Genomic DNA, 26,263 nt, shown 5'->3' on the forward strand with positions numbered 1-26,263 from the left:
CCAGCAGTTATCCGACGTGGTGTATAACCTGCCAAACACCCCTACCGCCTCACTACAGGCTGCGAGCTGGAGAAGGCTTTTAAATAACCAGGAAGTTTGCCCTCCAAAACTACGCGCAGGCTATGCAGCATTTAACGCCTTGCTGTAGTTATCCGAATGAGCGTCAAGCTGTTAAATCCATAAAACCAAACCAAATATCAGAGTAAATAAATGACAAAAGGAACCGGAGGCGGAGCAGCCACGAATAGTGGCATTGACTTTCAGCAACGAGTCGCAGCTTTCTTTGTCTTGTCAATGGGCTTAGAACTAGATTGCGCCAACGTTCTTGAGCGGGAGCACGAAGAGAAAATATACAAAGTTGCATTCGAGACAGAGGACGCCATAGACGATATTGTCATCACCCATAAAAGCTCCAAAACATACCTACAAGTAAAAAGAAAGCTCTCCCTCTCTGACAAGGTGGGTTCTGAGTTTTACAAAACCATCAACCAATTCACCAAGCAATATAAAACAGCTCAGAACAAATGCGAGCGCTATGTACTGATCACATCAAATGAGTCGTCTAGAAAAATTCTTTCCGACCTCAGAAAAATAACGATCTCAGCACGACTTAGCGGGGCATTCATTCAAGACAACCCCATGTCTAAGTCAGAAGAACTAACATACAAGATCCTCTTAAAATGCATAACAAGATCATTAAATAACAATGGATTCGCAGACGACCATATCAAGACCGCCCACGACTTAATACGAAATATACACATCATCGCCTTAGACATAGAAAATAACGGAAACTATGAAAAGGCCTTCCTGGCATCAATCTCTAGTAAACTATGCACCAATCCCAACCTACTCTGGGGATACTTAATCTCAAAGACACTAGACTGGTCTAAGGAGCGCCAATCGCTTGACATCAACGGAATCAACTCTGTAATGAAAAAATTCATTAAGAGCAACGACTCCGAAAACAACACCAACCAAGAAGACAACGCTCTTTTTCAGATGCAGTTTGACCCAGAAAATTATGAAATATGCTCTGGAAGAGAAGTTATCATAATAGACTCTTTCCTACCTGACTTTGAGATCGCCCTCTTAGAGCTATACAGGTTCAACGATAGCGGTGAATTTAGACTCAAATTTCATGACCATGAAATAGAAATGGGAGATGGCTCTAGACATAAACTGCATGGACGATTTTCAACTTACTCAGGAGCGAAGAGATTTATAGAAGAGCAAAAATGGATTAAGGATAAAAAAATCATGTTAGGCCCAATAAACGGTGAATACGACTTTGATGCCAGTCCGATAGCTCTAACATATTCAGAAAAAGTAAGAAATAAAATTATCAGCAACAACGAAATATCGAAATGCATCCATTGCCAGGGAGGACTTTCTAACCATTCAATCTTAATTGAAGTTAGCGAGGAAGGCTTACCTTTCGACGCCGGGATAATTCATCAAAAATGCCTACGCGCGTCGGACAGAGTTCTTGGCATTGCAAACAACCCTGGCATGGATAAATATCCTGAGTTGAAAGACTTCGACTATCAGCGATGGTTTTTAAGCCTTGGCCACGGACAAGCTTTATGGGCTGGACTTTCAGCGATCAACCAGCCAATAAAGTCTGTTCTGTGGAACTCTAAATCCTCCATTGATAAAAATGGTCACCTTTGTATAAAAGCCATTCTGAGCAACGGAGATATTCGATATGTTCAGGAGCGCGGTCGTGTCCAACGCTACAACACAGAAAGATCCGAAATAGTATGTAGCCAACTTAACAAGTGGATTGCAGACTCAAAGAAAAAAGGCAACCCCCTTTGCTATTCATCGGATGGAAACATACAAGGAAGACATGATGACATACAGAGCAACTCAACCCAACCAATCAACCTAATTGAGTGCTTGCGATTTGAAGTCACTCAATACACCAGAGGAATATCGCAACTTCATGACAAGATAAAAAACTTCTACACTCCATTGGTTTATTTTTTCGACGAGAACAGCAACCAACCATTAGTGGTAGATAATTCTGTTTTTCTTATCACAACACCAATGGATCTCAAATTTTACATTGAAAATTGGTCTAGCATTGATTTCCCTCTTAAATCGTACAGGCTTAATATCATCGAAGCCGATGAAGATTTTGATAAATTCATGCACTGGGCTACCGCGGAGGGCTTTAGTGTTTTTGTTGATCCTTTTTTCGACAAATCCGGAGAGCTTTTAAAAGGCGCAACTGTCAACGATATGGAGAACCTTAACCATCAGGTCGCCCCATCAGAAATTCATTCAATTTTGTTCACCATAGACAATAAAAATGGTACTTTTACGCACTTATTCAGAGACTTCGATAGCGACTTAACGCTACTGCTTAGCGATGAATGCACCGGCGGCACGTGTGACTGCATGGGCTGTCACATGTATGCCTGTAGCGCTCAATTTTATGGCCAAAACAACCTTGACATTAGAAAAACTAGCAACACCACTATCGCCCTAAATTTAGAAGACAGCGATACAGAGTGGGAAGAGAGTTTTATTGAGAACAATAAGGTGAACTGGAGCGATTGGGAAAACTTGGTTTTCCAAAAGAAAGGATAACAAGCCACCACGCCCTAAGCTCATACCAACCCCACAATATAAAGTCATTATTCAAGTAACATAGGGGTCAACCAGCGCTGGCTCTACCTACAGAAAAATAGCTCTCAACTGGTAGACATACGTGTCTACTCAGACGGCTATTGATCTAGTTAAATCCCATCGCCTTCACTGCCAAGGAACCCGGCATGCCTGCTCACGAGAAGATCAATTACGTCGAATACCCCAGCCGCGATCTGCCGGCCACCAAGGCCTTCTTCCAGACTGCTTTCGGCTGGCGATTCACGGACTACGGCCCCGATTACGCCGCCTTCGCCGACGAAGGCCTGGATGGCGGTTTCTTCAGCGCCGAGGTGTCCGCGCGCAGCGATAACGGCAGCGCGCTGATCGTGTTCTACAGCGCACAGCTGGAAGACACCCTGGCCAAGATCAAGGCCGCCGGCGGAGACATCGTCAAACCGATCTTTTCCTTCCCCGGAGGCAGACGCTTTCACTTCGTCGAGCCGGGCGGCAACGAGTTTGCTGTGTGGTCTAACTGAGCGATGGCAACCATCGCGATGGATGTGATCGCGGGAGCGATCATTGGCGGAATCGAAAAGGCCCAAAAGGACTACGAACGTATGTCGGGGGGCGAATGGTTGTGGGCCGCAGCCGAATACGTGCTAACGACGTACATCGCCCGCGAACTCGACGCCTTGCCTGGCGCCAAATTCGTCACTATTGAATCCCATGGACAGAGCGCGATCACCGATGCCGGAGCCACCGTTCCCGGCCCTAAACCGCGCAAGGCCAGGCTACGCGGACGCTTCGACATGCTTCTGTGGTGGGCTAATTCGACTCCGCGCGCGGTCATCGAGGTCAAGAATCAGCCACGTGGACAATCCGGCTGGTTCCATGACATCGAACGCATCACCTCTGTGCTCAGTATCGGCCGTGACAGCACCAGCATGCAGTTCGGCGCATTCGCCTATTACTACTCGGCCGTAGATGGCAGCCAATACAGTGCGGAGGAGAAGGTGCTGCGCAAGTTGGAGCGTATGAAGCACCTCGTCAGTGAAAAAACCGCGGGCAAATTCCGCGTTCGCCAGTTCTCCTCCGATATTTACCAGGATGGCGACAGCGCATGGACAGCGGCATTCCTGCTGCTACAACCAGTAACCTAAGGGTGATGCAAGGAACGACACGATGCGAATAATGGTGATCGGAGCCAGCCGAGGTCTCGGCCGTGCGTTGGTAGAAGGTTTGGCGCAAGGCCACGAGTTGATCGGGATTTCACGCAGCCGCCCGGCCGATCTGGCCACGGGTATCCAGTGGATCGAGGCGGATATGAGCGATCCGCTGCGAGCTGTGGACGCCATTGAAGCCCAGGCACCGCAAAAGCTGGACGCGATCATCTACAACCTGGGGATCTGGGAAACTCGCGCGTTCGAGGATGACTACAGCTTTCTGCAAGACGAAGACGCGCAGATTCTCGAGATGGTCAGCGTCAATATCGGCGCGACCTTGCTGCTGCTCAAACGCCTGCTACCGCGCCTGCTAGGCGGCGCCAAGCCGCAATTGATCCTCACCGGCTCCACCTCGGCCCTGCCACAGAGCGGCCGCCCGGAAGTCACCTTCGGCGCCAGCAAGTTTGCCCTCAAGGGCATTGCCGAGACCCTGCGCGAAGGTTTTCGCGATCAGCGTCTGGCCGTCACCTGCCTGCAACTGGGCTACCTCAATACCCAGGATGGCCTGCAAACACCGGTTGAACAGGCGGCGCAAAATGGCGAAGGTCAGCTGATTCCGCTGCACGATGTCGTCGCTCTGGTGCGAACGCTGCTGAGTCTGTCCGATGCCAGTTACGTGCGTGAGCTGGTGCTACCGGCCATCGCCGACGAGCGCTTTTGAACACCTGAGCACGCGAGGAAATCCGATGCCCGATCTTTACGTCACTCTGACGACGCCACGTCTTGTCCTGCGCCCTCTGCAAGCAGCGGATGCTGCGGCGCTGTTCGCGATCTTTTCCGATCCGCAGGTCATGCAGTACTGGAACACGCCACCTTGGAACTCCGAAGCCGTGGCGCAGGATTTCATCCGCGCCGAGCAACAGGCCATGCACGATGGCCAACGCCTGACCCTGGCTATTGTCGACAGGGAAAGCGCCGAGCTGATCGGCAAATGCCTGCTGTTCAACTATGAGCCGGTGTCGCGTCGTGCAGAGATCGGTTTTGGCATTGCATCGTCTGCCTGGGGCAAGGGTTACGTTCAGGAGGCGGCTGGCGAGCTACTGCGCCATGGTTTCGAAGCTCTGGAACTGAATCGTGTCGAGGCTGAAATCGACCCAACCAACAGCGCCTCCGGTCGTGCTCTGGAGCGCCTGGGCTTCAGCCAGGAAGGATTGCTACGTCAGCGTTGGATCATCGACGGACAGGTGTCGGACTCGGCACTCTTCGGGCTCCTGAGCGAAGATTGGCGCAGCCGCCAAAGTCAACGGTAAGTCGTACGCAACAGGTGAAAACATGCAGAGAATCGACCATATCCGCCTGATGGCACGCTACAACACCTGGATGAACGAACGGCTCTACACAGCGGCTTCCACCCTGCCTGACGAAGCGCTGAGTGCCGAGCGCGGTGCGTTCTTCGGCTCGATCCTCGGCACGCTCAATCATCTGCTGGTGGCTGACCGTATCTGGCTGGGGCGCTATAGCGCACACCCGGCGAACTTCCGGGCATTGCGGGCGCTCGCAGAGCTGGAAGCTCCGACGCGCCTGGATCAACCGATGGGTGCGGATATACGCGAGCTGGCCGCACTGCGTAAACAGCTGGACAGTTACATCGAAGCCCTGGCCGCCGAGGTGGGCGAAGAGCAGCTGGATCAACCGCTGAGCTACCGAAACATGAAGGGCGTAGCCGCGCAAAAGCACTTCTTCGCCCTGCTGATGCATCTGTTCAACCACCAGACGCATCACCGCGGGCAGGCTACGACGCTACTAACCCAGGCGGGCGTGGATATGGGTGTGACCGATCTGCTGGCATTGATCCCTGACGAGCTTTGAGCTGCGGCCAAGTGCCAATGGCACCCGGTCCTCTTCAGGCTCAAAGGCCAGCCAGTTTCAGCCAGTGTGCGTAGAAACCTTCGGCGACCTGGTTCAATGCCCTGACCTTCCCACTCAGGTCGTCACGCATCTCAGCGATGCTCTGCTGGCTGGGCTGGCTGGCATCGAGCAGATGCGCCCAGTTGTCGAGCCAGAGCTCGATCAACCTCTCAGTCATTTCCGGATGCCCTTGCAGCGCCAGCACCTTGCCACCCCAGGCGAAGGCCTGATTGTCGCACCACTGGCTACTCAACAGAGGCTGGGCGCCGTCAGGCAGCGAGAAGGTGTCGCCGTGCCACTGGAAGATGCTGAACGCTGCAGGCAAATGCGCCAGCCAGGGGCTATCGACAGCCTCTGTACGACGTTGCATGTGCTGCCAACCCGCTTCGGTGTAGGGCATGCGACGGATGCCGGCACCCAGTGCCTTGGCCAGCAGCTGGCCGCCCAGGCAGTGACCGATGATGGGAATGTCGCGCTCGATAAAGCGCTGCAACGCAGCCACTTCGTCGGCGATCCAGGGCAACGGGTCATTGACGCTCATCGGCCCGCCCATCACGGCGACCGCCTTGGGCCGCCCCAGGTCGTAACCGTGCAGTTCACCCAGATCGACGCGCAGCACGTCGAAACTGCAGCCACGCGCCTGCAGCACCTGCGCCAGGTGAGCTGGCGGGCAATAATCGATATGAGTCAGGATCAGAACATCGGCCATAGCTACCTCCGCCGCGCAGTCTGCGCGAGAAGGATTGGCAAGTCGAGGTGGGCTGAAAGTTGGAGCCATCGGCCGGACAGCAGGCCGATGGTCTGTATTGGCGAATACCGCTGCATTCACCTTTAACGCATGGCTGACGCTTTCACCTCCTGGGTAACGCCCCAGCCATCCATCTTGCCGCCCAGCGGGACGACGATGGACTCCAGGTCATGTTCGAACTCGCCGATACCGGCATGGGTGGCATACATCACTTTGCTGATTTGCAGGTGCCAGATGCCGTCCTCACGGGCGGATATCTGAGCGTTGAGCGACTCGCCGCGAAAGTTTCTGGCCGCCGTTCTGGCCCGTTCTTCGTCGGGAAAGATGGCGTAGAACTCGATCGGGTGAAACTGGGCGAAGTCGAATCCCCCTTCTTTCATCCGACGCAGCACCGATGTGCTGGAGTCTTCGTGGAAGGCTGTGCTCATAAACGACCCCCTCTCAGGCTATGGATGGATTAACCGCTTTCCCAATGCGACCGTCCTACAGACGGTGTCGCGGCCTCTACCGGAAACCTCTGAAAACGCCCTGCGTTTACAGAAGCACCCAAGTGGCGCCGCCCCGAGAATCGAGCTGGTGCTCGATGTGTCTACTGCAAGCGTATCGACGACTGCCCGACAGAACGCCGGGCTGAAAACCGTCACCCCAAGAGTAGCCGCTAAACGCGAGGTTGGCGTCGCCCAGAAAGCCTTTGTGACAAAGCCGACGACCGACGGCAATTGGCCAGCCTGAACGCCTTGCCGGAAATCATGAACGACTGAGCCAGGCCATCAGTAACCTGTTGATCCAGCCCGGCGTGATCTGCCCAAGGTTGAACAACAGCCCGAACTGTAGCCCCACCGGGCGATGCACGGTGCTGGCGTGGGCCTGCTTCCAGGCCGCTTCGGCGATCTGCTCGGCCTCCAGGCGCACGCCCAGACGACGCATCACCGGCGGACGCTGCGCCTGACTGCGCACCATCGGCGTGTCGACGAATGGCGGCATCAGGTCACCCACGCGGATGCCATGTTCGCGCCACTCCAGCTCCAGCGCCTCGGTCAGACCGCGTACGGCGAACTTGCTGGCTGAGTAACTGGCGAGCTGTGGCACGCCGTAAAGCCCCGAGGCCGAGCCCATATTGATCACCTGCGCGTCCGGCGTGACCTTGAGATAGGCGAAGGCCGCATGGCAGAGATTGAGCACGCCGAGCACATTGATCTGTACCAGCCGTGTGTGTTGCTCCAGCTCGATATCGGCAAAGGCGCCGGTGCGCAGAATGCCTGCGCCGTTGAACAACAGGCGCAACTGGCCACCACTCTGCACGCAGAAGTCAGCCAGCGCGGCGTTTACCGCCGCAGCATCGACCACATCCAGCTGCGCATGCCAGGCGCCGCCCAGCTCGGCGGCCAAGGCTGCCAGCGCTTTTTCATCGACATCGAGCAACCCGACGCGCCAGCCCCGTGCGTGAAACAGCCGCGCGGTGGCGGCGCCAATGCCCGATGCGGCGCCGCTGATGAGAATGTTGTTCATCACACACCCCGCTCACGGAGAAAGGCCGCCACACGGGCGATGGCGTAATCCGCCGCTCGTAACATGCCGACATGCGCCTGGAACACGTGCCACAACCCCGGATAGCGCTCCAGGCACAGGTTGACCCCAGCCGCTTTGGCGTGCTCGGCCAGGCGCAGGCTGTCATTGAGCAACAACTCGTCTTCGCCTACCTGGATCAGCGTCGGCGGCAGTTGGCTGAGGTCAGCGAACAGCGGCGACAGGCGCGGATCATTGCGCGGCAGGTCGTCCGGGCAATACAGCTGCGCGGCCTGTTCAATCCAGCTGGGGTGGAGCAGCGGATCGCCGGCAGGCGGCTCGTGCATATGCTCGCCGGTGAAGTCGGTGACCGGCGAGAAGCACACCAGGGCGGCGGGCGCCGGCAGACCGAGTTCGATAATGCGCAGGCAGCCGACCAGGCTCAGGTTGCCGCCGGCCGAGTCGCCGCCAATGGCGATCTGTTCGGGTCTATAGCCAGCGTCCAGCAGCGCCTGGTAAGCCGCCACCACGTCATCGCGTGCAGCGGGATAGGGATATTCCGGCGCCAGGCGGTAATCCAGGGCACAGACCTCAAGTACAGCGCGTTTGGCCAAGCTGGCGCAGATGCCCCGGTGCGTGTCCGGCCCGCCGATCATGAAGGCGCCACCGTGCAGATAGAGCAGCACACTGCCGCTGCTGGCAGGCGGCCGATGCCATTCGCACGGGCGCCCGGCCAGGGTATCGGCGCTGCGACTGACGCCGCGCGGCGTCAGGGTGATGGCGGTGAGTGCACGCAGCACCCGCCGCTGCCCGGCCACCGGCATCGGTGGCCGTACCAGGCCGCGGAAGAACAGGCGCAGAAAGCCGCGCAACAGGCCGCGCAGCAGCATCTGCTCGGCAGCGGGGGCTTTGAAGTCAGCGGACGCAGTCATAGTCGGCAAGCTCCGGAGTACGGGTCATGAGGCGATAGGTAAAGGTGAACCCCGGCCAGTTGTTGGTGTTCTTGCCGGTCGCGGTCTTGTACCAGCTGTCGCAGCCCTGTTCCCATATCGTTCGATGAGTCGCCTGCTGCAGCTCGGCGTTGTAACTGCGCTGCACCGTCGGGCGCAGGTCGAGATAGCGTAGCCCCTGTTCGCGCAGCGCCTGCAGGCAGCCCATTACGTAGACGTACTGGCTCTCCAGCATATAGAGAATGGAGTTGTGGCCGAGGTTGGTGTTCGGCCCGTAGAGCAGGAACAGGTTGGGAAAGCCGCTGACGCTGATGCCCTTGTAGGCCTCGGCGCCCTCCTTCCAGGCCTGATTCAGCTCCAGCCCATCGAGGCCGCGAATGTGCATCGGCGCGAGGAAATCGGTGGCGGTGAAACCGGTGCCGTAGATCAGCACATCGCAGGGGTGCTCACGACCATCGGCCGTCACCAGCGACTGCTCGCCCACCTCGCGAATCGCCGAGTCGACGATCTCGACATTGGTCTGCGCCAGCGCCGGAAAGTAGTCGTTGCTGATCAGGATACGCTTGCAGCCCATGGGGTAGTTCGGCTGCAAGCGCTCACGCTTGCCGGCATCGGGCATCTGCCGCTGCAGGTGACGGGTGAAGCTGTGGCGGAACAGGCGCATCAGCCAGGGGAAGCGGATAAAGGCCAGCGCCCGGCCCTCGTGATGCAGGTATTGCAGGAGGCGGTCGGCGCGTTGCAGCAGGGGCAAACGCTGTTTTAGAGCAATCTCCCAGGGTCGATAGGCACGATCCGGCTTGGCCAGCACATAGGCAGCCGAACGCTGGAACAGGCTCAGGCTGGCTACCTTCGGCTGGATCTGCGGCACGAACTGGATCGCCGAAGCGCCGGTGCCGATTACCGCCACGCGCTTGCCGGTCAGATCCAGATCATGGCGCCAGCGCGCCGAATGAAAAGCCTCGCCGCGAAAATGCTCTAGGCCGGGCAGTTTTGGGTAGGCCGGCCGATTGAGCTGGCCGCAGGCACTGACCAGCGCCTGCGTCTCGATCACTTCGCCTGCCGCCAGCTCGACACGCCAAATGCCGCGCGCGGCCTCGAACTCGGCGCCGAGCACTTCGCTGTTCAGACGGATGTGCGGGCGCAGCCGGTGTTTCTCCACGCACTGCAGGATATAGGCGTGGATCTCCGCCTGCGGTGCGAACTTGCGCGACCAGTCGTGCTTGGGCTCGAAGGAAAAGGAGTACAGGTGCGAAGGCACATCGCAGGCGGCGCCCGGATAGCTGTTGTCGCGCCAGGTACCGCCGACCTCGCCGGCCTTTTCCAGCATCAGGAAGTCGTCCTCACCGGCCTTGCGCAACTGCATGGCCAGGCCCAGACCGGCAAAGCCACTGCCGATGATCAACACACGCCAGGGCGCGTTCGTACGGGGGTTGTTGTTCATTGTGATGACCCGTGTATGACGATGAACCGATGCTACTTGCCTCGCCCAGCACGGGTTATGGCATAGTCGGCCAGGATATTGTGATTTTCGGACAATCTATGTCAGCGCCCTGGCCAGCACGCCGCAGCATCACCAGCATTCAGTTGCTCACCCAGCTAGGGCTCGATCTGGGTCTGAGCCTGGACAAGTGCCTGCATGAAACGGGGCTCAGCCCAGTGCAGTTGGCCAGCCTGAACGGGGAAATCGAAGCGCAGCGTGAGCTGCAGCTGATCGCCAACCTGATCGAGGCGCTGCCCGCAGTCGAAGACCTTGGCCTGCAGGCCGGTCGGCGCTACCACCTGACAACCTATGGCGCCTGGGGTTACGCCATTCTCAGCAGCGCCACGGTACGCCAGGCCGCCGAGCTGGGCCTGCGCTATCACGGCCTGACCTATGCCTTCACCCGCATCAGCCTGAGCGTGGATGACGCCATCGCCAGCCTGAATTTCGACGACAGCGCCCTGCCCCCGGCGCTGCATGATTTCATCGTGCAGCGCGACATGCTCGGTGCCCTGGTGGTCGTGCGTGAGCTGCTGGGCAGCACGCTGCAATTGCTGACCGTGGAGCTGCGCCAGCCTGCACCGGCTGACGTTTCACCCTTTATCGCCGCCTTCGGCCAGGTGCCACGCTTCGGCGCGGCGCACAATCGCCTGGGTTTTGCCGCTGATTTGCTGGACAACCCACTGCCACGAGCCAACCCGCAACTGGTCAGCGCCTGTGAACAGCAATGCCAGACGTTGCTGGCGCGCCATCAATGGCATCAGGGCCTGGCCGGGCGGGTGCGCCAACTTCTGTTGCAGTCGCCGGGACAGATCGCCGATATGGAACAGGTCGCAGAGCGCCTGCACCTGAGCAGCCGCACCCTGCGCCGGCGCCTGATCGAAGAAGGCACGAGCTTCCGTGCCCTGCAGGACGAAGTGCGCCAGGCGCTGGCCGTAGAGCTGCTGGCCGCCGGCGGTCTGAGTCTGGAAGAGATTGCCGAGCGCCTGGGCTATGGCGAGCTGTCGAACTTCATCCACGCCTTCAAGCGCTGGAAAGGCGTAACGCCGGGGCGTTATCAACGGGGCATGATGGTGTAACCAATGGTTTTGGTGGACTGTTCGCTGCGCTCCTGAGTACACCCTACGAGCTACGATTGGCCGGCTTTACGATCCATCGGAGTCACGTCCATGCAGCCTTCGCGGGCCTCCCGAAATTTGAAAGTCATCTTCACGCTGACAACTCGCCGACTGCGAGCTAGGGTGCCAGCCATGAATATCATCACGCTGCTTCTGCCCTACCAACCGCCCTGGGACTGGCAACAGTTCCACAGCCATTTCGCCCTGCGCGCGATTCCTGGGCTGGAGTCACTGAGCGCGGACAGCTACTGCCGCGGCTTCAGCATCGACGGCACACCCGGCTGGTTTCGGGTTGCCCCGCTGCCAGGGCAGAACGCGCTGGAACTGCGCTGCCGCCAGGCCTCGCCCGCACATCTCGATCAACTCGAACAGCGCGTGCGGCGCATGTTCGATCTCGACAGCGAGCCCGAGGCGATTGCCCTGCACCTGAGCACTGATGAACTGCTCGCGCCGCTGCTGCAGCGCAATCCCGGCCTGCGCCTGCCGGTGGCGTTCGATCCGTTCGAACAGGCGGTGCGCGCCATCGTCGGCCAGCAGGTCACGGTCAAGGCGGCGGTCACCATAGTCGGGCGCCTGGTGCAACGTGTCGGCGCACGGATCGAGACACCGGAAACGCTGGGCATCAGCCATCTGTTCCCCTCAGCACAGGCACTTGCCGAGGCCGACCTGAGCGGCATCGGTATGCCCGGCAAACGCGTGCAGTGCCTGCAGCATTTCGCCGCGCGCATTGCCGATGGCAGCCTGGCACTGCATCTGGCCGACGGCAGTGCAGCACTGATCGAGCAGCTATGCGCACTGCCAGGCATTGGCCCGTGGACAGCGGAGTACATCGCCCTGCGCGCGTTCGGTGAGGCCGACGCCTTTCCCGCCAGCGACCTGGGTTTGCTCAAGGCGCCGGTATGGGGAACGGAAGGTATCGATGCGCGCCGCCTAAAAGCACGCGCGGAAGCCTGGCGCCCGTGGCGCGCTTATGCGGCGGCGCATCTCTGGCATAACTATTCGGGAGGCTGAGTCATGCATTACCGCTACCACGACAGCCCCGTCGGTCCGCTGCTGATCGCAGCCGACGACAGCGGCCTGCAACTGCTGTTGATGGAGCTGGACAGCCGGCCCTGGCGCATCGAAGACCATTGGCGGCCCGCTGGCCGTGAGCTGGATGCCGTGTGCAGCCAGCTCGATGAATACTTCGCCGGCAAGCGCCGTCAATTCGAATTGCGCCTGGCGCCGAGGGGCACGGCATTCCAGCAGGCGGTCTGGCAGGCGCTGTTGGCCATTCCCTACGGTCGCACCTGCAGCTATTCGGAGCTGGCCAGTGTCATCGGCAGACCGCAGGCCGTACGCGCGGTGGGAACCGCCAATGGCGCCAACCCCATCTCCATCATCGTGCCCTGCCACCGCGTGATCGGCCGGGACGGCAGCCTGACCGGTTATGCCGGTGGCCTGCCGCGCAAGCAGCAGTTGCTGGAACTTGAAGGCGTGTTGCCGCCAGAGCAGGCGCAACTGGCTTTGTAGCCTAGGGCGCGGGTATGCGCGCCAGAGGCTCAGCACGCGGACGCAGGGGCAAAGCCAGAATCAGCCCTTCGCCCGAAGCGGGAAAGATGCCGGTCAGGGCGGTGATATTGACCTGATGGGAAACCAGCACCAATGGCGCGCCAGCAGGCAGTTGGTTGACCGAGCGAATCAGCTCGGCGGTCTGCTCGGCACCATCCTCGGGCTTGCCGAAGAACGAATCCAGCGCCGCGAATGGTTGTACCGGGCCGCGCTGCATGTTGCTGGCCGTGTCCAGCGCGCGGCACCAGCGACTGCTGAGAAGCCGCGGCTGTTCGATCCCCTGACGCGCGAGCAACTCGCCCCAGCGCCGGGCCTCGGCACGCCCTTGAGCATTGAGGTTGCGCTGGGTTTCGCATTGTCCCAGGCGAAAGTTCGCCGGGTCGCCCGTACCCGGCGCGGTAGCGTGACGCATGAGTATCAGCGCACGACCTTCGCGCAATGCCTGCCAGGCATCGGCGTTATCTGCCGCCACACTGAACAGCGGCAGCAGCACCAGGGCCAGCAACCACAGGCGAGTCATATTCTGACGTTGCCGCGCGGCCCCATCAGCGCCCAGATGATCAGACCGATCACCGGCAACAGCACGATCAGCAGAATCCATAGAATCTTGATTCCAGTTTCCGCGTTGCTCTTGACCACGTTGATGATGGCCCAGATATCCAGGGCCAGGATAACCAGGCCGAGCAGCCCATTGAAGGTGGAACCCATGACGACACTCCTGTCTGAAAGGTTGCCTGCATAGGATAGTCGTTGATTGGCTGGGGTTCCCTCAATCACCCAGGCGCGGAAAACGGCTGGCGATATCGTCGCCCGTCCGCTCTGGCGTCTCGTCGCCAAGGCTCAGGCGCAGCGCCAGCACGTGCGGTTCTTCACCCAGGTCGAACCAATGACGAGTGCCGGCCGGCAGCGTCAGCAGGTCGCCACGCTCACCCTGCAGCACATACACGTAGCCATCCAGATGCACGCTGAGCTGGGCGAAACCACCCAGGAACAACCAGGTACTGGCGCTAGACTGCACTTGCTCGTCCAGATACCGAGCACGCAGCTCCAGTTTCTGCGGATGATTGCGCTGCAGGTTGAACAGCTCCTGCTGCACATGCCCTTCCTTGCCCATGAATGCCTGCAGCCACAGACCATAGGCCGCATCGAACTCGGCCTGCTCGCAACCAGGGCGCAACGCAGCCGGCAATTCCAGCTGGCGATAGTCGATGCCCACCGCGGACAGGGTGCTGGCGATATCGTCGGCGTGGTTGAGAACCTTGTTCGGCAGTTCCGGGGAGGTGTGCAGGTGGACGGCGAGGCTGCTCATGAAGGGTTCACTCGATTCAGGGCCGCTCGGGCGGCAGACGGGTGGCAATGATGAAGGCTGCCAGAAAGGCTACCAGACTGGCGATGGCGAAGGTCCAGGCCGGGCCCAGGCCCTTCCAGCTGTAACCGGCATATAGCGCGCCCAACGCACCGCCGATGCCAGCCAGGCTGACATAGAGCGCCTGGGCCTGGCCCTGCTGGCGGTCCGCAAAACTGCGTTGCACGAAGTGGATGCAGGCGGCATGGAACGCGCCGAAGGTGGCGGCGTGCATGCACTGCGCCAGCAGCAGCACCGGCAGGTACTGGGGCAGACTGCCCAGCAGCAGCCAGCGCACGGCGGTGATCAGGAAGCTGGCCAGCAACACGGCGCGCAGCGAGTAGCGCTGCAGCAGACGCGCCATGACCAGAAACAGCAGGATCTCCGCCACCACCCCCAGCGCCCAGAACAGACCGATGGCGCCACGGCTGTAGCCAACACCCTCCAGGTGCAGAGTGAGGAAGGTGTAGTACGGGCCGTTGCTCAACTGCATCAGCCCGACGCAAAAGTAGAACGCGAGGATGCCGGGGCGGCGCAATTGGCGCACAAAGCCCTCCGACTCCAGCGTGCTCGGGCGCAGCACAGGCTGTGCATTGGGCACCCAGAAACTGCTGACGACGATACCGGCCATGATCACCAGCAGCGCCGCCGGATACGCATCCAGGCTCAGCCACTCGAACAACAGGCCGAGGCCGACTACGGCGACGATGAAGCCGATGCTGCCCCACAGGCGAATCTGGCTGTAGCGCGCCGCCTGCTCACGCAGGTGGGCCAGGGTGATGACCTCGAACTGCGGTAGCACCGCATGCCAGAAGAAGGCGTGGGTCGCCATGATCAGCGCCAGCCAGGCGTAGCTTTGGCTGAAGAAGATGCCGGCGAAGCAGACCAGGGTGCACAGCGCGCCGAAACGCACGATCAACAGGCGCTGACCGGTGTGGTCACCCAGCCAGCCCCACAAGTTCGGTGCCAGGCAGCGCATCAGCATGGGAATGGCGATCAACTCGCCGATCCGCGCCGGGGAAAAGCCCAGATGGTCGAAGTACAGCGCCAGGAACGGCGCCGTACCCCCGAGCAGAGCGAAGTAGAAGAAGTAGAAGCCGGACAGCCGCCAGTAAGGCAGGGCCGCGCGCGCCCAGGTCACAGTTGTGGCAGCACCGGTGTGGTGATGCGCACGTCGGCGTTCTGCGCGCGGTGACGCAGCAGGTGATCCATCAGCACGATGGCCATCATCGCCTCGGCGATCGGCGTGGCACGAATGCCCACGCAGGGGTCGTGACGACCCTTGGTGATCACATCCACCGGGTTGCCATCGACGTCGATGGAGCGACCCGGCGTGGTGATGCTGGAGGTCGGTTTGAGCGCCAAGTGGGCGATGATCGGCTGGCCGCTGGAGATACCGCCGAGGATGCCGCCGGCGTTGTTGGAGAGGAAACCTTCCGGGGTCAGCTCATCGCGGTGCTCGGTGCCACGCTGGGCAACGCAGGCGAAGCCGGCGCCGATCTCCACGCCCTTGACCGCGTTGATGCTCATCAGTGCATGGGCCAGTTCGGCGTCGAGGCGGTCGAAAATCGGTTCGCCGAGGCCCGGCATCACCCCTTCGGCGACCACGGTGATCTTCGCGCCGACCGAATCCTGGTCACGGCGCAGCTGATCCATGTAGGCCTCGAGCTCCGGCACCTTGTCCGGGTCGGGGCTGAAGAAGGCGTTCTGCTCGACGCTGTCCCAGGTCTTGAACGGGATTTCGATAGGGCCGAGCTGGCTCATGTAGCCGCGGATGACGATGCCCTGGCTGGCCAGGAATTTCTTGGCGATGGCGCCGGCCGCCACGCGCATGGCAGTTTCGCGCGCCGAGCTGCGGCCACCGCCACGGTAGTCGCGGATACCGTACTTGTGGTGGTAGGTGTAGTCGGCGTGGGCCGGGCGGAACAGATCCTTGATCGCCGAGTAGTCCTTGGACTTCTGGTCGGTGTTGCGAATCAGCAGGCCGATGGAGCAGCCGGTGGTCTTGCCCTCGAACACGCCGGAGAGGATTTCCACCTCATCGTCTTCCTGGCGCTGCGTGGTGTGGCGGCTGGTGCCCGGCTTGCGGCGATCGAGGTCGCGCTGCAGGTCTTCCAGGGAAATCTCGATACCAGGCGGGCAACCGTCGACGATGGCGACCAGCGCCGGGCCATGGCTTTCGCCAGCGGTGGTGACGGTGAACAGCTTGCCGTAGGTATTGCCGGACATGGGGAGACGCTCCGCGAAATTCAGCTCAGGCCCGGCGCTGCGCAGGCCCGATTCACAAGGTGGGCGAGTATACCTGCCGATAACTTGCAGTTCACCCCGAACCTTGGCCAGCCGAACGCGTCCAATGCCAGTCTGCCACTACCCAACCCTCATCATGCTACGAGCTCTGCTCTTGTCCCTCACCCTGATCACCGGCCTGGCTCAGGCCAACACCACCCAGCAATCACCCATCACCCTCGACACCGACCAGGGCACCCTGTACGGCAGCCTGCTGGTGCCGCTAAGCGACAAGCCGGTGCCGGTGGCGCTGCTGATCGCCGGTTCAGGCCCCACCGACCGCGACGGCAACAACCCTCAAGGCGGCCATAACGATGCGCTGAAAAAGCTGGCCCAGGTGCTGGCGCGTAATGGCATCGCCAGCCTGCGTTACGACAAGCGCGGCGTCGCCGCCAGCCGCGCCGCCACGCCGGACGAAAAGGACCTCAGCGTCGAGCGCTATGTGGCCGATGTCGAAGACTGGGCCAGGCTGCTCAGGGACGATCCGCGTTTTGATCGACTGATTCTCATCGGTCACAGTGAAGGCGCACTGATCGCCAGCCTGGCCGCGCCTGGCAGCCAGGCCGATGCCCTGGTGTCCATTGCCGGCCCCGCCTACCCCATCGGCCAGGTGCTGGACATGCAACTGGCCATGCGCCTGCCGCCGCCGCTCCTGGCCGAGAGCCGGCACATCCTCGCCAACCTGATCCGCGGCAAGCTGCAGCCCGAGGTGCCCAAGGAGTTGCAAGCGATCTATCGCCCCAGCGTACAGCCCTACCTGATCAGCCTGCTGCGCCAGGACCCGGCGGAAAACTTCGCCGCGCTGCAGATTCCCGCCTTGATCGTGCAAGGCACCCACGACGCCCAGGTCAGCCCGGACAACGCCGAAGCTCTCAAGCAGGCCAAGCCCGATGCCGAGCTGGCGATGATCGCCGGCATGAACCATGTCATGCGCATCACCCCGGCGCCCTGGAACGAACAGCTGGCGTCCTACGACGATCCGCAGCTACCCTTGGCCCGTGCGCTGGGCGAGCGAATCCTGTCCTTCATTCGCTCCAGTGCTGAGGAAAATGGCCGATAACGCATCGAAGGCCACCGAACAGTACACAGGACGCCCATGAGCGAAAACCCAGCCCCGCAGGCACCAGCGCCAGATGCCGAAGCTGCGACAAGCGAAACGCCTGCCGCGCCGCATCCCTGGGCGGACCTGCCAGCCGAGCAATTCAGCCTGCTGCGTCTGGCGCCACTGCCCGTCGATCGGGAAACCGGTCCGCGGCCGCTGCGTTTCGTCCAGCTCGGCCGGGTGGAGCGTCATGGCAAAGACACGAGCCTGCTGCGCCTGACCATCCAGGTGCCCGGCCAGCGCCTGCATCGCCAACAAAACCTGCTGGAGGTCTGGGCCGACCATCAGCGCAAGGAGGTTCGCTTCGGCCCGGACAAGGGCCTCAGCGTGGAGCCGGCCAATCGCGGCCTGGGGCGCTTTCTCATGGCCCAGGGCATTGCCTGGGCGCGTAAGCAGTACGCGCACTATCAAGTCGAGGGCGCCGCCCTGCCGACCAAGGACAATTTCAACGACGCCGCCCGCGCCCGCCGTGACCACGCGCTGAAGGCGCAGGGTTTCACCATCGAGTACAGCGACCCGTTGCAACTCAAACCCTTCTACAGCGCACCGCGCGTCAGCTCGCTGCATGGCGACTGGCATGCCGAGAAGGTGCAGATCATCGAGTTGCTGGACGCCGCTGCGATGCTGCAGCAGGCCGACCAGACGCTGCAGGAGCAGGACGTCAAACTGCGCAAGCTGGAAGATCGGCTCGAGCGCCTCAAGCGTGAAGACAGTGGCCTGCGCTTCACCATCACCTGCCTGGTGGCGTTCAGCCTGTTTCAGGCGGGGCTGCTGATCTGGATCGCCACACGCTGATAGATATCGCGGCTGAAGCCGCTCCTACGTTCACCTCTCTGTAGGAGCGGCTTCAGCCACGAAAAATCATCCGCTTAGCCATTCACCCGCGAACGAAACAGTTCCTGATGCTCGCGGCACTGCTTGGCCGCCAGCAGGAACACGCCGTGACCGCCGTGCTGAAAGTCCAGCCAGGTGAACTCCACTTCCGGGTACAACGCCTCGACATGCACTTGGCTGTTGCCCACTTCGACGATGAGCACGCCACGCTCGGTCAGGTGATCGGCCGCTTCAGCCAGCATGCGTCGCACCAGATCCAGTCCATCATGACCGCAGGCCAGGCCCATTTCCGGCTCGTGCTGGTATTCGGCAGGCATGTCGGCAAAATCCTCGGCGTCGACATAAGGCGGGTTGGAGACGATCAGGTCGAAGCGCTGCCCCGGCAACCCGGCGAAGCCATCGCCCTGCACGCAGTACACGCGCTCCTCCAGGCCGTGGCGCTCGATGTTGAGGTTGGCCACCTCCAGCGCGTCGAACGACAGATCGCCCAGCACCACTTCCGCTTCGGGGAATTCGTAGGCGCAGGCGATGCCAATGCAGCCGGAACCGGTGCACAGATCGAGAATACGTGCCGGCTCGGTAGGCAGCCAGGGGGCGAAATGACGGTCGATCAGCTCGGCGATCGGCGAGCGCGGCACCAGCACACGCTCATCGACGACGAAGGGCAAACCGCAGAACCAGGCCTCGCCCAACAAGTAGGCGGTGGGTACGCGCTCTTCGATGCGGCGCTTGAGCAGCGCCTGCAGGTGGGTGTGCTCGTCGTCTTCCAGGCGGCAATCGAGATAGGCGTCGGAGATTTCCCAAGGCAGGTGCAGCGCGCCGAGCACCAGCTGGCGGGCTTCATCCCAGGCATTGTCGGTGCCGTGGCCGAAGAACAGTTGCTCGGCCTGAAAACGACTGACGGCCCAGCGGATGTAATCACGCAGGGTACGTAAACGGGTAGTGAGAGCAGTCACGGGCGGCCTCCGGGTGAAAAGTGCGGAAGTTTAGCCCAGTGCGGGTGGCCAGCGCATGAATGACGGGTTAACGAGTGTTCATGAGCGCTCGCGCTTCTTGCGCAGTGCATCATCATCAGGACGGCGCAGCTCGCGCAGAACGGCGATGGCCACGGCGATCGAGAACAAAAGCCAGAAATGCGGGGAAAACTGCGACAAAAGTGACATGGCAACTCCTTTTGCGTACGACCCTGAGTCCTTCAGGGCAGTTCCGATTCTGCTCCGGCAAAATGCACCGAGCAAGCCTTGGCGCAGATAGAGGTTCACAGAGCGCCCTGGCAAGCGGACAATGGCACATTATCACCATCAGCCAGGAGCCCGAGATGTCCCATCCGCAAACCATGTTCCAGCTCACCGGTCGTGGCCACGCACCGGCCAGCCTGAACAATGCGACCCTGCTGATCATCGATGCCCAGGAAGAGTACCGCAGCGGCGTCCTCGCGCTGCCGGGCCTGGACCCCGCACTGGCAGAGATCGCCAGTCTGCTGGCAGCAGCGCGCAGTGCCGGTGCCGACATCGTTCACGTCAAACACCTCGGCATTCCCGGCGGCCTGCTCGACCCCAGCGGCCCGCGCGGTCGTCACCTGCCGGAAGCAGCCCCGCTGGCGGGCGAGATCGTCGTGGAGAAACGCCTGCCCAACGCCTTCGCTGGCACCGAACTGCATGACCGCCTGCAGGCGCTCGGCCATCTTGACCTGATCGTCTGCGGCTTCATGACCCATTCCAGCGTCAGCACCACCGTGCGCGCAGCCAAGGACTACGGGTATCGCTGTACCCTGGTCGATGCTGCCTGCGCTACCCGCGACCTGCCTGCACCGGATGGCAGCGTGATAGCCGCCGCCGAGGTGCACCGCATCGAGATGATCGCCTTGGGCGACAATTTCGCCACCTTGGTGCCGCACGCCAAATCGCTGGTGTGAAACCTGTAGCAGTATCGCCAGCGCTGCGGAACCCGGACGCGACCAGCCGGTCATACCGGCGATAAGTCAAAGGAAATCGGAATGAAGCTGTCCGACGATTTCGATGCACGCCGCTTGCGCCCACGCCGGCCGAAAAACTGGCGCCTGCGTATCGGGGCCGGCCTGGGCGCCCTGCTCGCCGCCTTCGGCATTCTGCTGGCGATGGCGGGCGTCGCCTCGCTGGCAGGCCGCGCGCCAGTACTGGGTACGCTCAACGACTCTGCTGGCGAGGCCAGCGTCCTGCTGCTGCTCGGCCTGTTCCTGTTGTGGGCCGGGATCGCTTTCTGGCGTCGCTGCCGCAGACGCCTGCGTCGCCCCAGCGATCTGAGCCTGTCGCCATCACTGATGAAAAAGCGCGACTGATCACCCGAAAACACAGCACCAAAAACCGTAGGAGCCGGCTTGCCGGCGATGCTCTTCTTCAATCGAATTGATGATCGCCCGCAAGCGGGCTCCTACAAATTCGTCTTTCTACGCTTACACGGCTGGCATTTGGGTAAAATGCCAGCCTGTTCCGCGGAGCCACCGATGCAAGACGACGACTTTTCCCTGTTCCAGGCCGAGCTGCGCGGCGTCAAGCCGATCAAGCACGACCGCGCCGATACCGGCAAACCCAAAACTGACCGTAAACAGTTCAACACCCTGCGCCAGGCTGCGACCATCAGCCAGGGCGAGACCAAGGTGGACGGGTTGTCCGACCAGTTCGTCATCGACGTTGGCGCTGAAGACCCGCTGTACTGGGCCGGCAACGGCGTGCAGGACGGTCAGATGCGCAAGCTCAAGCTGGGCCAGATTCCGTTCGACGGCAGCCTCGACCTGCACGGCATGAACGTCGAGAAAGCGCGCGACACGCTGTGGGAGTTTCTCGCCGAAGCCACCAAGTTGGAGATTCGCTGCGTACGCGTCACCCACGGCAAGGCGGTGCGCATGGATGGGCGCAAGCCGATGATCAAGAGCCATGTGAACACCTGGCTGCGCCAGCACCCGCAGGTGCTGGGGTTCAGCTCCTGCCTGGCCAAGCACGGCGGCACCGGCGCGGTGTATATCATCCTCAAGCGCACCATGATGGATGGTCGCGACGAGTAATCAGAGAACCTGGCACTCTTGCCAGGCCCCTGTCGGCGCCCTACCCTGCGCCCATTCGATACCCAACAGGATTTTCCATGTCCCTGGAACAACAGTACACCGCGATCCTTGGCCAGCTTGGCGAGGACGTTTCCCGCGAAGGCCTGCTGGACACGCCCAAGCGCGCCGCCAAGGCCATGCAGTACCTCTGCCGTGGCTACCAGCAGACGCTGGAAGAGGTCACCAATGGCGCGCTGTTCAGCTCCGACAACAGCGAAATGGTGCTGGTCAAGAACATCGAGCTGTACTCGCTGTGCGAGCACCACCTGCTGCCGTTCATCGGCAAGGCTCATGTTGCCTACATCCCCAACGGCAAGGTGCTCGGCCTGTCCAAGGTAGCGCGCATCGTCGACATGTACGCCCGCCGCCTGCAGATCCAGGAAAACCTCAGCCGGCAGATCGCCGAAGCCATTGAGCAGGTCACCGGCGCACTCGGCGTGGCGGTGGTCATCGAAGCGCAGCACATGTGCATGATGATGCGCGGCGTGGAAAAGCAGAACTCCTCCATGGTCACCTCGGTGATGCTCGGCGAATTCCGCAGCAACCCGGCGACCCGCGGCGAATTCCTCAATCTGGTTCGTTGAGCCAAGCCCCAGACGGCGGCCGCTCACTTCGGTGAACGGCCGTCGGCACTTCAGGAGTTAGAAACATGTTGCTCAAAGCCCTTCGTATTGGCCTGGGTCAGCTCGTCGTGTTCGTCGACTGGATCAGCCGCCCGCGCAAGCTAAAGCGCAGCCCCGAGGCGCAAGCCGAGGTCGAACGCGCCACGGCCAATCTGGCGCTGTACCAGTTCCACGCCTGCCCGTTCTGCGTCAAGGTGCGGCGCACTCTGCACCGCCTGAACCTGCCGGTGCAGTTGCGCGACGCCAAGAACGACGCCGAACATCGTCAGGCCCTGGAGCAGCAAGGCGGCCGCATCAAGGTGCCGTGCCTGCGCATCGAGGAAAACGGCCAGAGCACCTGGCTGTACGAGTCCAAGGCGATCATCGCCTATCTGGATCAGCGTTTCGCCGGTTGAACCGCGCTTTCGTAGGAGCCGGCTTGCCGGCGATGCTTCTGCGTAAAGGATCGCCGGCAAGCCGGCTCCTACAGGTTCAGAGCTCGACACCTAAACTTCGTCCAGTCCTGTAGCCCGGATGCAATCCGGGAGCCTTGGAGCTACCCTGCACCGGTCATTTCGCGGCTGAAGCCGCTCCTACAAGATCGGCGTATCTTCGCCTGCCTCTTTAGGAGCGAGCTCTGCTCGCGAACAGCGCCCTACGCTTCAATGCCGTAGGTCTTGAGCTGGTCGAGGAACTGCGCTTCGTCCAGCACCTTCACCCCCAGCTCGCTGGCCTTGGTCAGCTTCGAGCCGGCACCTGGCCCGGCCACCACGCAGTGGGTCTTGGCCGAGACAGAACCGGCCACCTTGGCGCCCAGGCTCTCCAGCTTTTCCTTGGCCACGTCGCGGCTCATCACTTCCAGGGTGCCGGTGAGCACCCAGGTCTGGCCGGCCAGGGGCAGACCTTCAGCGACTTTCTTCTCGCTTTCCCAGTGCATGCCGAAATCGCGCAGCTGCTGCTCGATAGCGCGCGCGAGCTGGGCATTATCAGCATTGTCGAAGAACTCGCGTACAGCCTTGGCCTGTTTCTCCGGCAGGGCCTGACGCATGTCCAGCCAATCGCCGCCAAGCACGCCTTCCAGGCTGCCGAAACGCTCCGCCAGCTTCTGCGCCGCGCCTGGGCCAACAGAGGGAATATTCAGTTTGTCGAGCATGCCCCCAAGGGTGGCGACAGCCGAGAACTCGGCGCTCAGCTCTCCCTCTTCCTGCAGTTCGAGACCGCACTCACCCAGCAAGGCGTTGATCACCTGCTGATTGTGTTCATCCTCGAAGAAGCTGTGGATCTCATGCGCGACTTCCAGGCCAATGTCCGGCAGATAGGTCAGCACTTGCGGCAGTGCCTGGCGCACACGCTCCAGCGAGGCCAGGGAGCGCGCCAGCACCTTGGCGGTTTCCTCACCCACATCGGGAATACCGAGCGCATAGATGAAGCGCGCCAGGGTCGGCCGCTTACTGTCCTCGATGGCCTTCAGCAGCTTGTTGCTGGAGACATCGGCGAAGCCTTCCAGGCCGATGATCTGCTCGAAATTCAGCTTGTACAGGTCAGCCGGCGAAGCGATCAGCTTCTCGTCCACCAGTTGCTCGATGGTCTTGTCGCCGAGGCCTTCGATATCCATGGCGCGACGCGAGACGAAGTGGATGATCGCCTGCTTGAGCTGCGCCTGGCAGCTGAGGCGACCGACGCAGCGATACACCGAACCTTCGCTGATCGACTCCTTGCCCTTGCTGCGCTTGACCAGTTGCGTGCGCTCCACCGCCGAGCCGCACACCGGGCATTGCTCGGGAATGTGCACCGGGCGCGCGTTCTCCGGGCGACGTTCGGGCACCACGGCCATCACCTGCGGGATCACGTCGCCAGCACGGCGGATGATCACCGTGTCACCGATCATCACGCCCAGGCGCGCCACCTCATCCATGTTATGCAGGGTGGCGTTGGCCACCATCACACCGGCCACCTTGACCGGATTCAGACGCGCCACTGGCGTCACCGCACCGGTACGCCCGACCTGAAATTCCACGTCGAGCAGCTCGGTCAGCTCTTCCTGCGCCGGGAACTTGTGGGCGATGGCCCAGTGCGGCGTGCGCGCACGAAAGCCCAGCTGTTGCTGGTCCTCGATATTGTTGACCTTGAACACCACGCCATCGATGTCATAGGCCAGGCTCATGCGCCGCTCGCCGATATCTCTGTAGTAATCCAGGCAGGCCTCGACGCCCCTGGCCAGCTTCAGTTCGCGACTGATGGGTACGCCCCAGGCCTTGAGCTGCTGCAGCATGGCCACCTGGGTGCCCGGCAGCTCGCCGCTGACCTGACCAACGCCATAGCAGCAGAACTCCAGCGGGCGGCTGGCGGTGATCTTCGGGTCGAGCTGACGCAGGCTGCCGGCAGCGGCATTACGCGGGTTGGCGAAGGTCTTGCCGCCGCTCTCGGCCTGGCGTGCGTTGAGCTCCTCGAAGCCCAACTTGGGCATGAATACCTCACCACGCACCTCCAGCACCTGCGGCCAGCCCTCGCCCTGCAGCTTGAGCGGCACGTTGCGGATGGTGCGCACATTGCTGGTGATGTCTTCGCCGGTGCTGCCGTCGCCGCGCGTGGCGCCGCGCACCAGCTGGCCGTTCTCGTAGCGCAGGCTGACGGCCAGACCATCGAGCTTGGGTTCGCAGCTGTACTCGATCTCGGCGCCGCCGCCGAACAAGTCGCCGCCCTGCACGCCGAGGCCGTTCTGCACGCTGCGGTCGAAAGCACGCAAATCATCCTCATCGAAGGCATTGCCCAGGCTGAGCATCGGCACTTCGTGACGCACCTCGCCGAAGGCGCTGAGCGCCTCGCCGCCAACGCGCTGGGTCGGCGACTCCGGCGTGACCAGCTCCGGATGCTCGGCCTCCAGCGCCTGCAGTTCGCGGAACAGGCGGTCGTACTCGGAATCGGGCACGCTCGGCTCGTCCAGCACGTAGTAACGGTAGTTGTGCGCGTCCAGCTCGTTGCGCAGTTCGGAAATACGTTGGGCGGCGTCGGTCATGCTCGGTCTCTCAAACGAAAAGAGCAGCCTTGGCTGCTCTCTTTCGACTTCGTGTACGGGTCAGCGTTTCTGGGTCAGTTGCCGGCGCTCGAATTCGACGATGCGCTGGCGATAGTGTTCGATGGTCTGCGCAGTCATCACGCTGCGCTGGTCGTCCTTCAGCTCACCGCCCAGCTCGTGGGCCAGCTTGCGTGCAGCAGCGACCATCACGTCGAAGGCCTGCTTCGGATGACGCGGGCCAGGCAGGCTGAGGAAGAAGCTCACCGCGCGGGTGCTGAAGCCTTCGATATCGTCGAGATCGAAGGTGCCGGGCTTGAGTGCGTTGGCCATGGAGAACAGCACCTCGCCGTTACCCGCCATGCTCTCGTGACGATGGAAGATGTCCATCTCACCGAAGCGCAGACCGCTTTCGAGGATGTTCTGTAGCAGCGCCGGGCCCTTGAAGCCGAAGTCGTCGCGGGCGACCACGTTGATCACCAGCACCTCTTCTACCGGTGCGGCATCGGCAGCCGGCTTGGAGGCTTTCTTCGGCTCGACGGGTTCGTCATCGACCGGGTTGAGCAGAGTCGGCACCGGCTCATCGACGGCCAGATTGAGGTCGCCCTGTTGTGGCTCGTTGCGTGGACGACGCGGCAGGTCCTTGGCAGTCATCGACGGCAGTTCGTCTTCGTCCAGCTGCGGCTCGTGGTCGCGATTTACCACACGTGGCGTACTGAGCAAATCTGGGTCACTGTCGTCATCAGGCATGTTGGCGAAGCTGCGGTCGAGCCTGAATTTGAGCTTGCCCTTGCCACCGCGCATACGGCGCCAGCCGTCGAAAAGGATGCCAGCGATAACGATGATGCCAATAACGATCAGCCACTCGCGCAGACCGAATTCCATGAAATACCTGACCCTTAAAAATTCTGGTGAAAAAAAGATCCAATCAACCGGATCACAACTCGACTATAAAACGCGGCGCCAACTTGATGTTCTAT

Annotated in this window: 30 protein-coding genes; 16 read left to right on the forward strand and 14 right to left on the reverse strand. The window is 61.1% G+C overall.

The features are described 5' to 3' along the window. The first annotated feature begins 210 nt into the window (after positions 1 to 210). From BLT86_RS08585 to BLT86_RS08610, 6 genes are all read left to right on the forward strand, one after another. Positions 211 to 2,598 (forward strand): hypothetical protein, encoded by a 2,388-nt coding sequence (locus BLT86_RS08585; RefSeq protein ID WP_157719666.1) that lies wholly within the window; start codon positions 211 to 213, stop codon positions 2,596 to 2,598. Between the two features lie 185 nt (positions 2,599 to 2,783). Beyond that, on the forward strand, positions 2,784 to 3,134 hold the full coding sequence (locus BLT86_RS08590; protein WP_092376066.1) for a VOC family protein: 351 nt from the start codon (positions 2,784 to 2,786) through the stop codon (positions 3,132 to 3,134). Positions 3,135 to 3,137: 3 nt separating this feature from the next. Beyond that, positions 3,138 to 3,758, forward strand: a complete 621-nt coding sequence (locus BLT86_RS08595; protein WP_092376069.1) for a hypothetical protein — start codon at positions 3,138 to 3,140, stop codon at positions 3,756 to 3,758. Positions 3,759 to 3,780: 22 nt separating this feature from the next. After that, a complete protein-coding gene (locus BLT86_RS08600; RefSeq protein WP_092376071.1) occupies positions 3,781 to 4,482 on the forward strand; it encodes an SDR family oxidoreductase in 702 nt (233 codons plus the stop codon). A gap of 25 nt (positions 4,483 to 4,507) precedes the next feature. Beyond that, complete coding sequence (locus BLT86_RS08605; RefSeq protein WP_092376074.1) at positions 4,508 to 5,071, forward strand: GNAT family N-acetyltransferase; 564 nt, start codon at positions 4,508 to 4,510, stop codon at positions 5,069 to 5,071. Between the two features lie 22 nt (positions 5,072 to 5,093). After that, positions 5,094 to 5,630, forward strand: a complete 537-nt coding sequence (locus BLT86_RS08610; RefSeq protein ID WP_092376077.1) for a DinB family protein — start codon at positions 5,094 to 5,096, stop codon at positions 5,628 to 5,630. 40 nt (positions 5,631 to 5,670) lie between these two features. Here the strand turns inward: BLT86_RS08610 and BLT86_RS08615 are convergent, their stop codons facing one another. The 5 genes from BLT86_RS08615 to BLT86_RS08635 form a co-directional block, all read right to left on the reverse strand. Continuing rightward, complete coding sequence (locus tag BLT86_RS08615; RefSeq protein WP_092376080.1) at positions 5,671 to 6,378, reverse strand: type 1 glutamine amidotransferase; 708 nt, start codon at positions 6,376 to 6,378, stop codon at positions 5,671 to 5,673. Between the two features lie 122 nt (positions 6,379 to 6,500). Further along, entirely contained in the window at positions 6,501 to 6,845 is a 345-nt protein-coding gene (locus BLT86_RS08620; RefSeq protein ID WP_017679242.1) for a ribonuclease E inhibitor RraB, read from the reverse strand. Positions 6,846 to 7,164: 319 nt separating this feature from the next. Further along, positions 7,165 to 7,926, reverse strand: coding sequence for an SDR family oxidoreductase (locus BLT86_RS08625; RefSeq protein WP_092376084.1), 762 nt, complete (start codon positions 7,924 to 7,926; stop codon positions 7,165 to 7,167). Next, complete coding sequence (locus tag BLT86_RS08630) at positions 7,926 to 8,855, reverse strand: alpha/beta hydrolase (protein ID WP_092376087.1); 930 nt, start codon at positions 8,853 to 8,855, stop codon at positions 7,926 to 7,928. The genes BLT86_RS08625 and BLT86_RS08630 overlap by 1 nt, the downstream gene beginning before the upstream one ends. Then, positions 8,839 to 10,314 carry a flavin-containing monooxygenase gene (locus tag BLT86_RS08635; protein WP_197676096.1) on the reverse strand — a complete coding sequence of 492 codons (1,476 nt, stop codon included), beginning with the start codon at positions 10,312 to 10,314 and terminating at the stop codon, positions 8,839 to 8,841. The genes BLT86_RS08630 and BLT86_RS08635 overlap by 17 nt, the downstream gene beginning before the upstream one ends. 98 nt (positions 10,315 to 10,412) lie before the next feature. Between BLT86_RS08635 and BLT86_RS08640 the strand changes: the two genes are divergently transcribed. From BLT86_RS08640 to BLT86_RS08650, 3 genes are all read left to right on the forward strand, one after another. Continuing rightward, positions 10,413 to 11,432 carry an AraC family transcriptional regulator gene (locus tag BLT86_RS08640; RefSeq protein WP_231976589.1) on the forward strand — a complete coding sequence of 340 codons (1,020 nt, stop codon included), beginning with the start codon at positions 10,413 to 10,415 and terminating at the stop codon, positions 11,430 to 11,432. A gap of 171 nt (positions 11,433 to 11,603) precedes the next feature. Next, a complete protein-coding gene (locus BLT86_RS08645) occupies positions 11,604 to 12,482 on the forward strand; it encodes a DNA-3-methyladenine glycosylase family protein (protein WP_017679237.1) in 879 nt (292 codons plus the stop codon). A gap of 3 nt (positions 12,483 to 12,485) precedes the next feature. Continuing rightward, positions 12,486 to 12,983, forward strand: coding sequence for a methylated-DNA--[protein]-cysteine S-methyltransferase (locus BLT86_RS08650; protein WP_017679236.1), 498 nt, complete (start codon positions 12,486 to 12,488; stop codon positions 12,981 to 12,983). Position 12,984: 1 nt separating this feature from the next. Here BLT86_RS08650 and BLT86_RS08655 read toward each other — a convergent pair whose 3' ends face one another. The 5 genes from BLT86_RS08655 to aroC form a co-directional block, all read right to left on the reverse strand. Continuing rightward, positions 12,985 to 13,542, reverse strand: coding sequence for a histidine phosphatase family protein (locus BLT86_RS08655; protein ID WP_017679235.1), 558 nt, complete (start codon positions 13,540 to 13,542; stop codon positions 12,985 to 12,987). Next, entirely contained in the window at positions 13,539 to 13,730 is a 192-nt protein-coding gene (locus BLT86_RS08660; RefSeq protein WP_003460883.1) for a PLDc N-terminal domain-containing protein, read from the reverse strand. The genes BLT86_RS08655 and BLT86_RS08660 overlap by 4 nt, the downstream gene beginning before the upstream one ends. Before the next feature lie 61 nt (positions 13,731 to 13,791). After that, a complete protein-coding gene (locus BLT86_RS08665) occupies positions 13,792 to 14,331 on the reverse strand; it encodes an acireductone dioxygenase (protein WP_059391496.1) in 540 nt (179 codons plus the stop codon). 16 nt (positions 14,332 to 14,347) lie between these two features. Beyond that, positions 14,348 to 15,508, reverse strand: coding sequence for an MFS transporter (locus tag BLT86_RS08670; protein WP_092376094.1), 1,161 nt, complete (start codon positions 15,506 to 15,508; stop codon positions 14,348 to 14,350). Next, positions 15,505 to 16,596, reverse strand: coding sequence for a chorismate synthase (gene aroC, locus BLT86_RS08675; protein ID WP_092376097.1), 1,092 nt, complete (start codon positions 16,594 to 16,596; stop codon positions 15,505 to 15,507). The genes BLT86_RS08670 and aroC overlap by 4 nt, the downstream gene beginning before the upstream one ends. A 124-nt stretch (positions 16,597 to 16,720) precedes the next feature. Here aroC and BLT86_RS08680 point away from each other — a divergent pair, with 124 nt between their 5' ends. After that, complete coding sequence (locus BLT86_RS08680; protein ID WP_092376100.1) at positions 16,721 to 17,713, forward strand: alpha/beta hydrolase; 993 nt, start codon at positions 16,721 to 16,723, stop codon at positions 17,711 to 17,713. Positions 17,714 to 17,749: 36 nt separating this feature from the next. Beyond that, complete coding sequence (locus BLT86_RS08685; protein WP_045735346.1) at positions 17,750 to 18,550, forward strand: hypothetical protein; 801 nt, start codon at positions 17,750 to 17,752, stop codon at positions 18,548 to 18,550. A gap of 74 nt (positions 18,551 to 18,624) precedes the next feature. Here BLT86_RS08685 and prmB read toward each other — a convergent pair whose 3' ends face one another. Further along, entirely contained in the window at positions 18,625 to 19,545 is a 921-nt protein-coding gene (gene prmB / locus BLT86_RS08690; protein ID WP_092376103.1) for a 50S ribosomal protein L3 N(5)-glutamine methyltransferase, read from the reverse strand. Between the two features lie 78 nt (positions 19,546 to 19,623). Beyond that, complete coding sequence (locus BLT86_RS26210; RefSeq protein ID WP_017679228.1) at positions 19,624 to 19,752, reverse strand: hypothetical protein; 129 nt, start codon at positions 19,750 to 19,752, stop codon at positions 19,624 to 19,626. A 155-nt stretch (positions 19,753 to 19,907) separates the two neighbouring features. Between BLT86_RS26210 and BLT86_RS08695 the strand changes: the two genes are divergently transcribed. From BLT86_RS08695 to BLT86_RS08715, 5 genes are all read left to right on the forward strand, one after another. Then, positions 19,908 to 20,504, forward strand: coding sequence for a cysteine hydrolase family protein (locus tag BLT86_RS08695; protein WP_017679227.1), 597 nt, complete (start codon positions 19,908 to 19,910; stop codon positions 20,502 to 20,504). Between the two features lie 81 nt (positions 20,505 to 20,585). Beyond that, entirely contained in the window at positions 20,586 to 20,906 is a 321-nt protein-coding gene (locus BLT86_RS08700; RefSeq protein ID WP_092376104.1) for a hypothetical protein, read from the forward strand. A 165-nt stretch (positions 20,907 to 21,071) separates the two neighbouring features. Then, the gene (locus BLT86_RS08705) at positions 21,072 to 21,629 is read left to right on the forward strand and encodes a Smr/MutS family protein (protein ID WP_017679225.1); all 558 of its coding nucleotides are present in this window, start codon (positions 21,072 to 21,074) and stop codon (positions 21,627 to 21,629) included. A 77-nt stretch (positions 21,630 to 21,706) separates the two neighbouring features. After that, positions 21,707 to 22,252 (forward strand): GTP cyclohydrolase I FolE, encoded by a 546-nt coding sequence (gene folE / locus BLT86_RS08710; protein ID WP_003460872.1) that lies wholly within the window; start codon positions 21,707 to 21,709, stop codon positions 22,250 to 22,252. Positions 22,253 to 22,317: 65 nt separating this feature from the next. Further along, complete coding sequence (locus BLT86_RS08715; RefSeq protein ID WP_092376107.1) at positions 22,318 to 22,686, forward strand: glutathione S-transferase N-terminal domain-containing protein; 369 nt, start codon at positions 22,318 to 22,320, stop codon at positions 22,684 to 22,686. 239 nt (positions 22,687 to 22,925) lie between these two features. On the opposite strand, the gene ligA is transcribed toward BLT86_RS08715, so the two are convergent. Together ligA and zipA are read right to left on the reverse strand one after the other, a co-directional pair. After that, positions 22,926 to 25,286: an NAD-dependent DNA ligase LigA gene (ligA, locus tag BLT86_RS08720; protein ID WP_092376110.1), complete on the reverse strand. Its 2,361-nt coding sequence runs from the start codon at positions 25,284 to 25,286 to the stop codon at positions 22,926 to 22,928. A gap of 60 nt (positions 25,287 to 25,346) precedes the next feature. Then, positions 25,347 to 26,168 (reverse strand): cell division protein ZipA, encoded by an 822-nt coding sequence (gene zipA, locus BLT86_RS08725; protein WP_092376113.1) that lies wholly within the window; start codon positions 26,166 to 26,168, stop codon positions 25,347 to 25,349. Between the last annotated feature and the right edge of the window lie 95 nt (positions 26,169 to 26,263).

It is taken from the genome of Pseudomonas sihuiensis (assembly GCF_900106015.1).
GTDB lineage: Bacteria > Pseudomonadota > Gammaproteobacteria > Pseudomonadales > Pseudomonadaceae > Aquipseudomonas > Aquipseudomonas sihuiensis.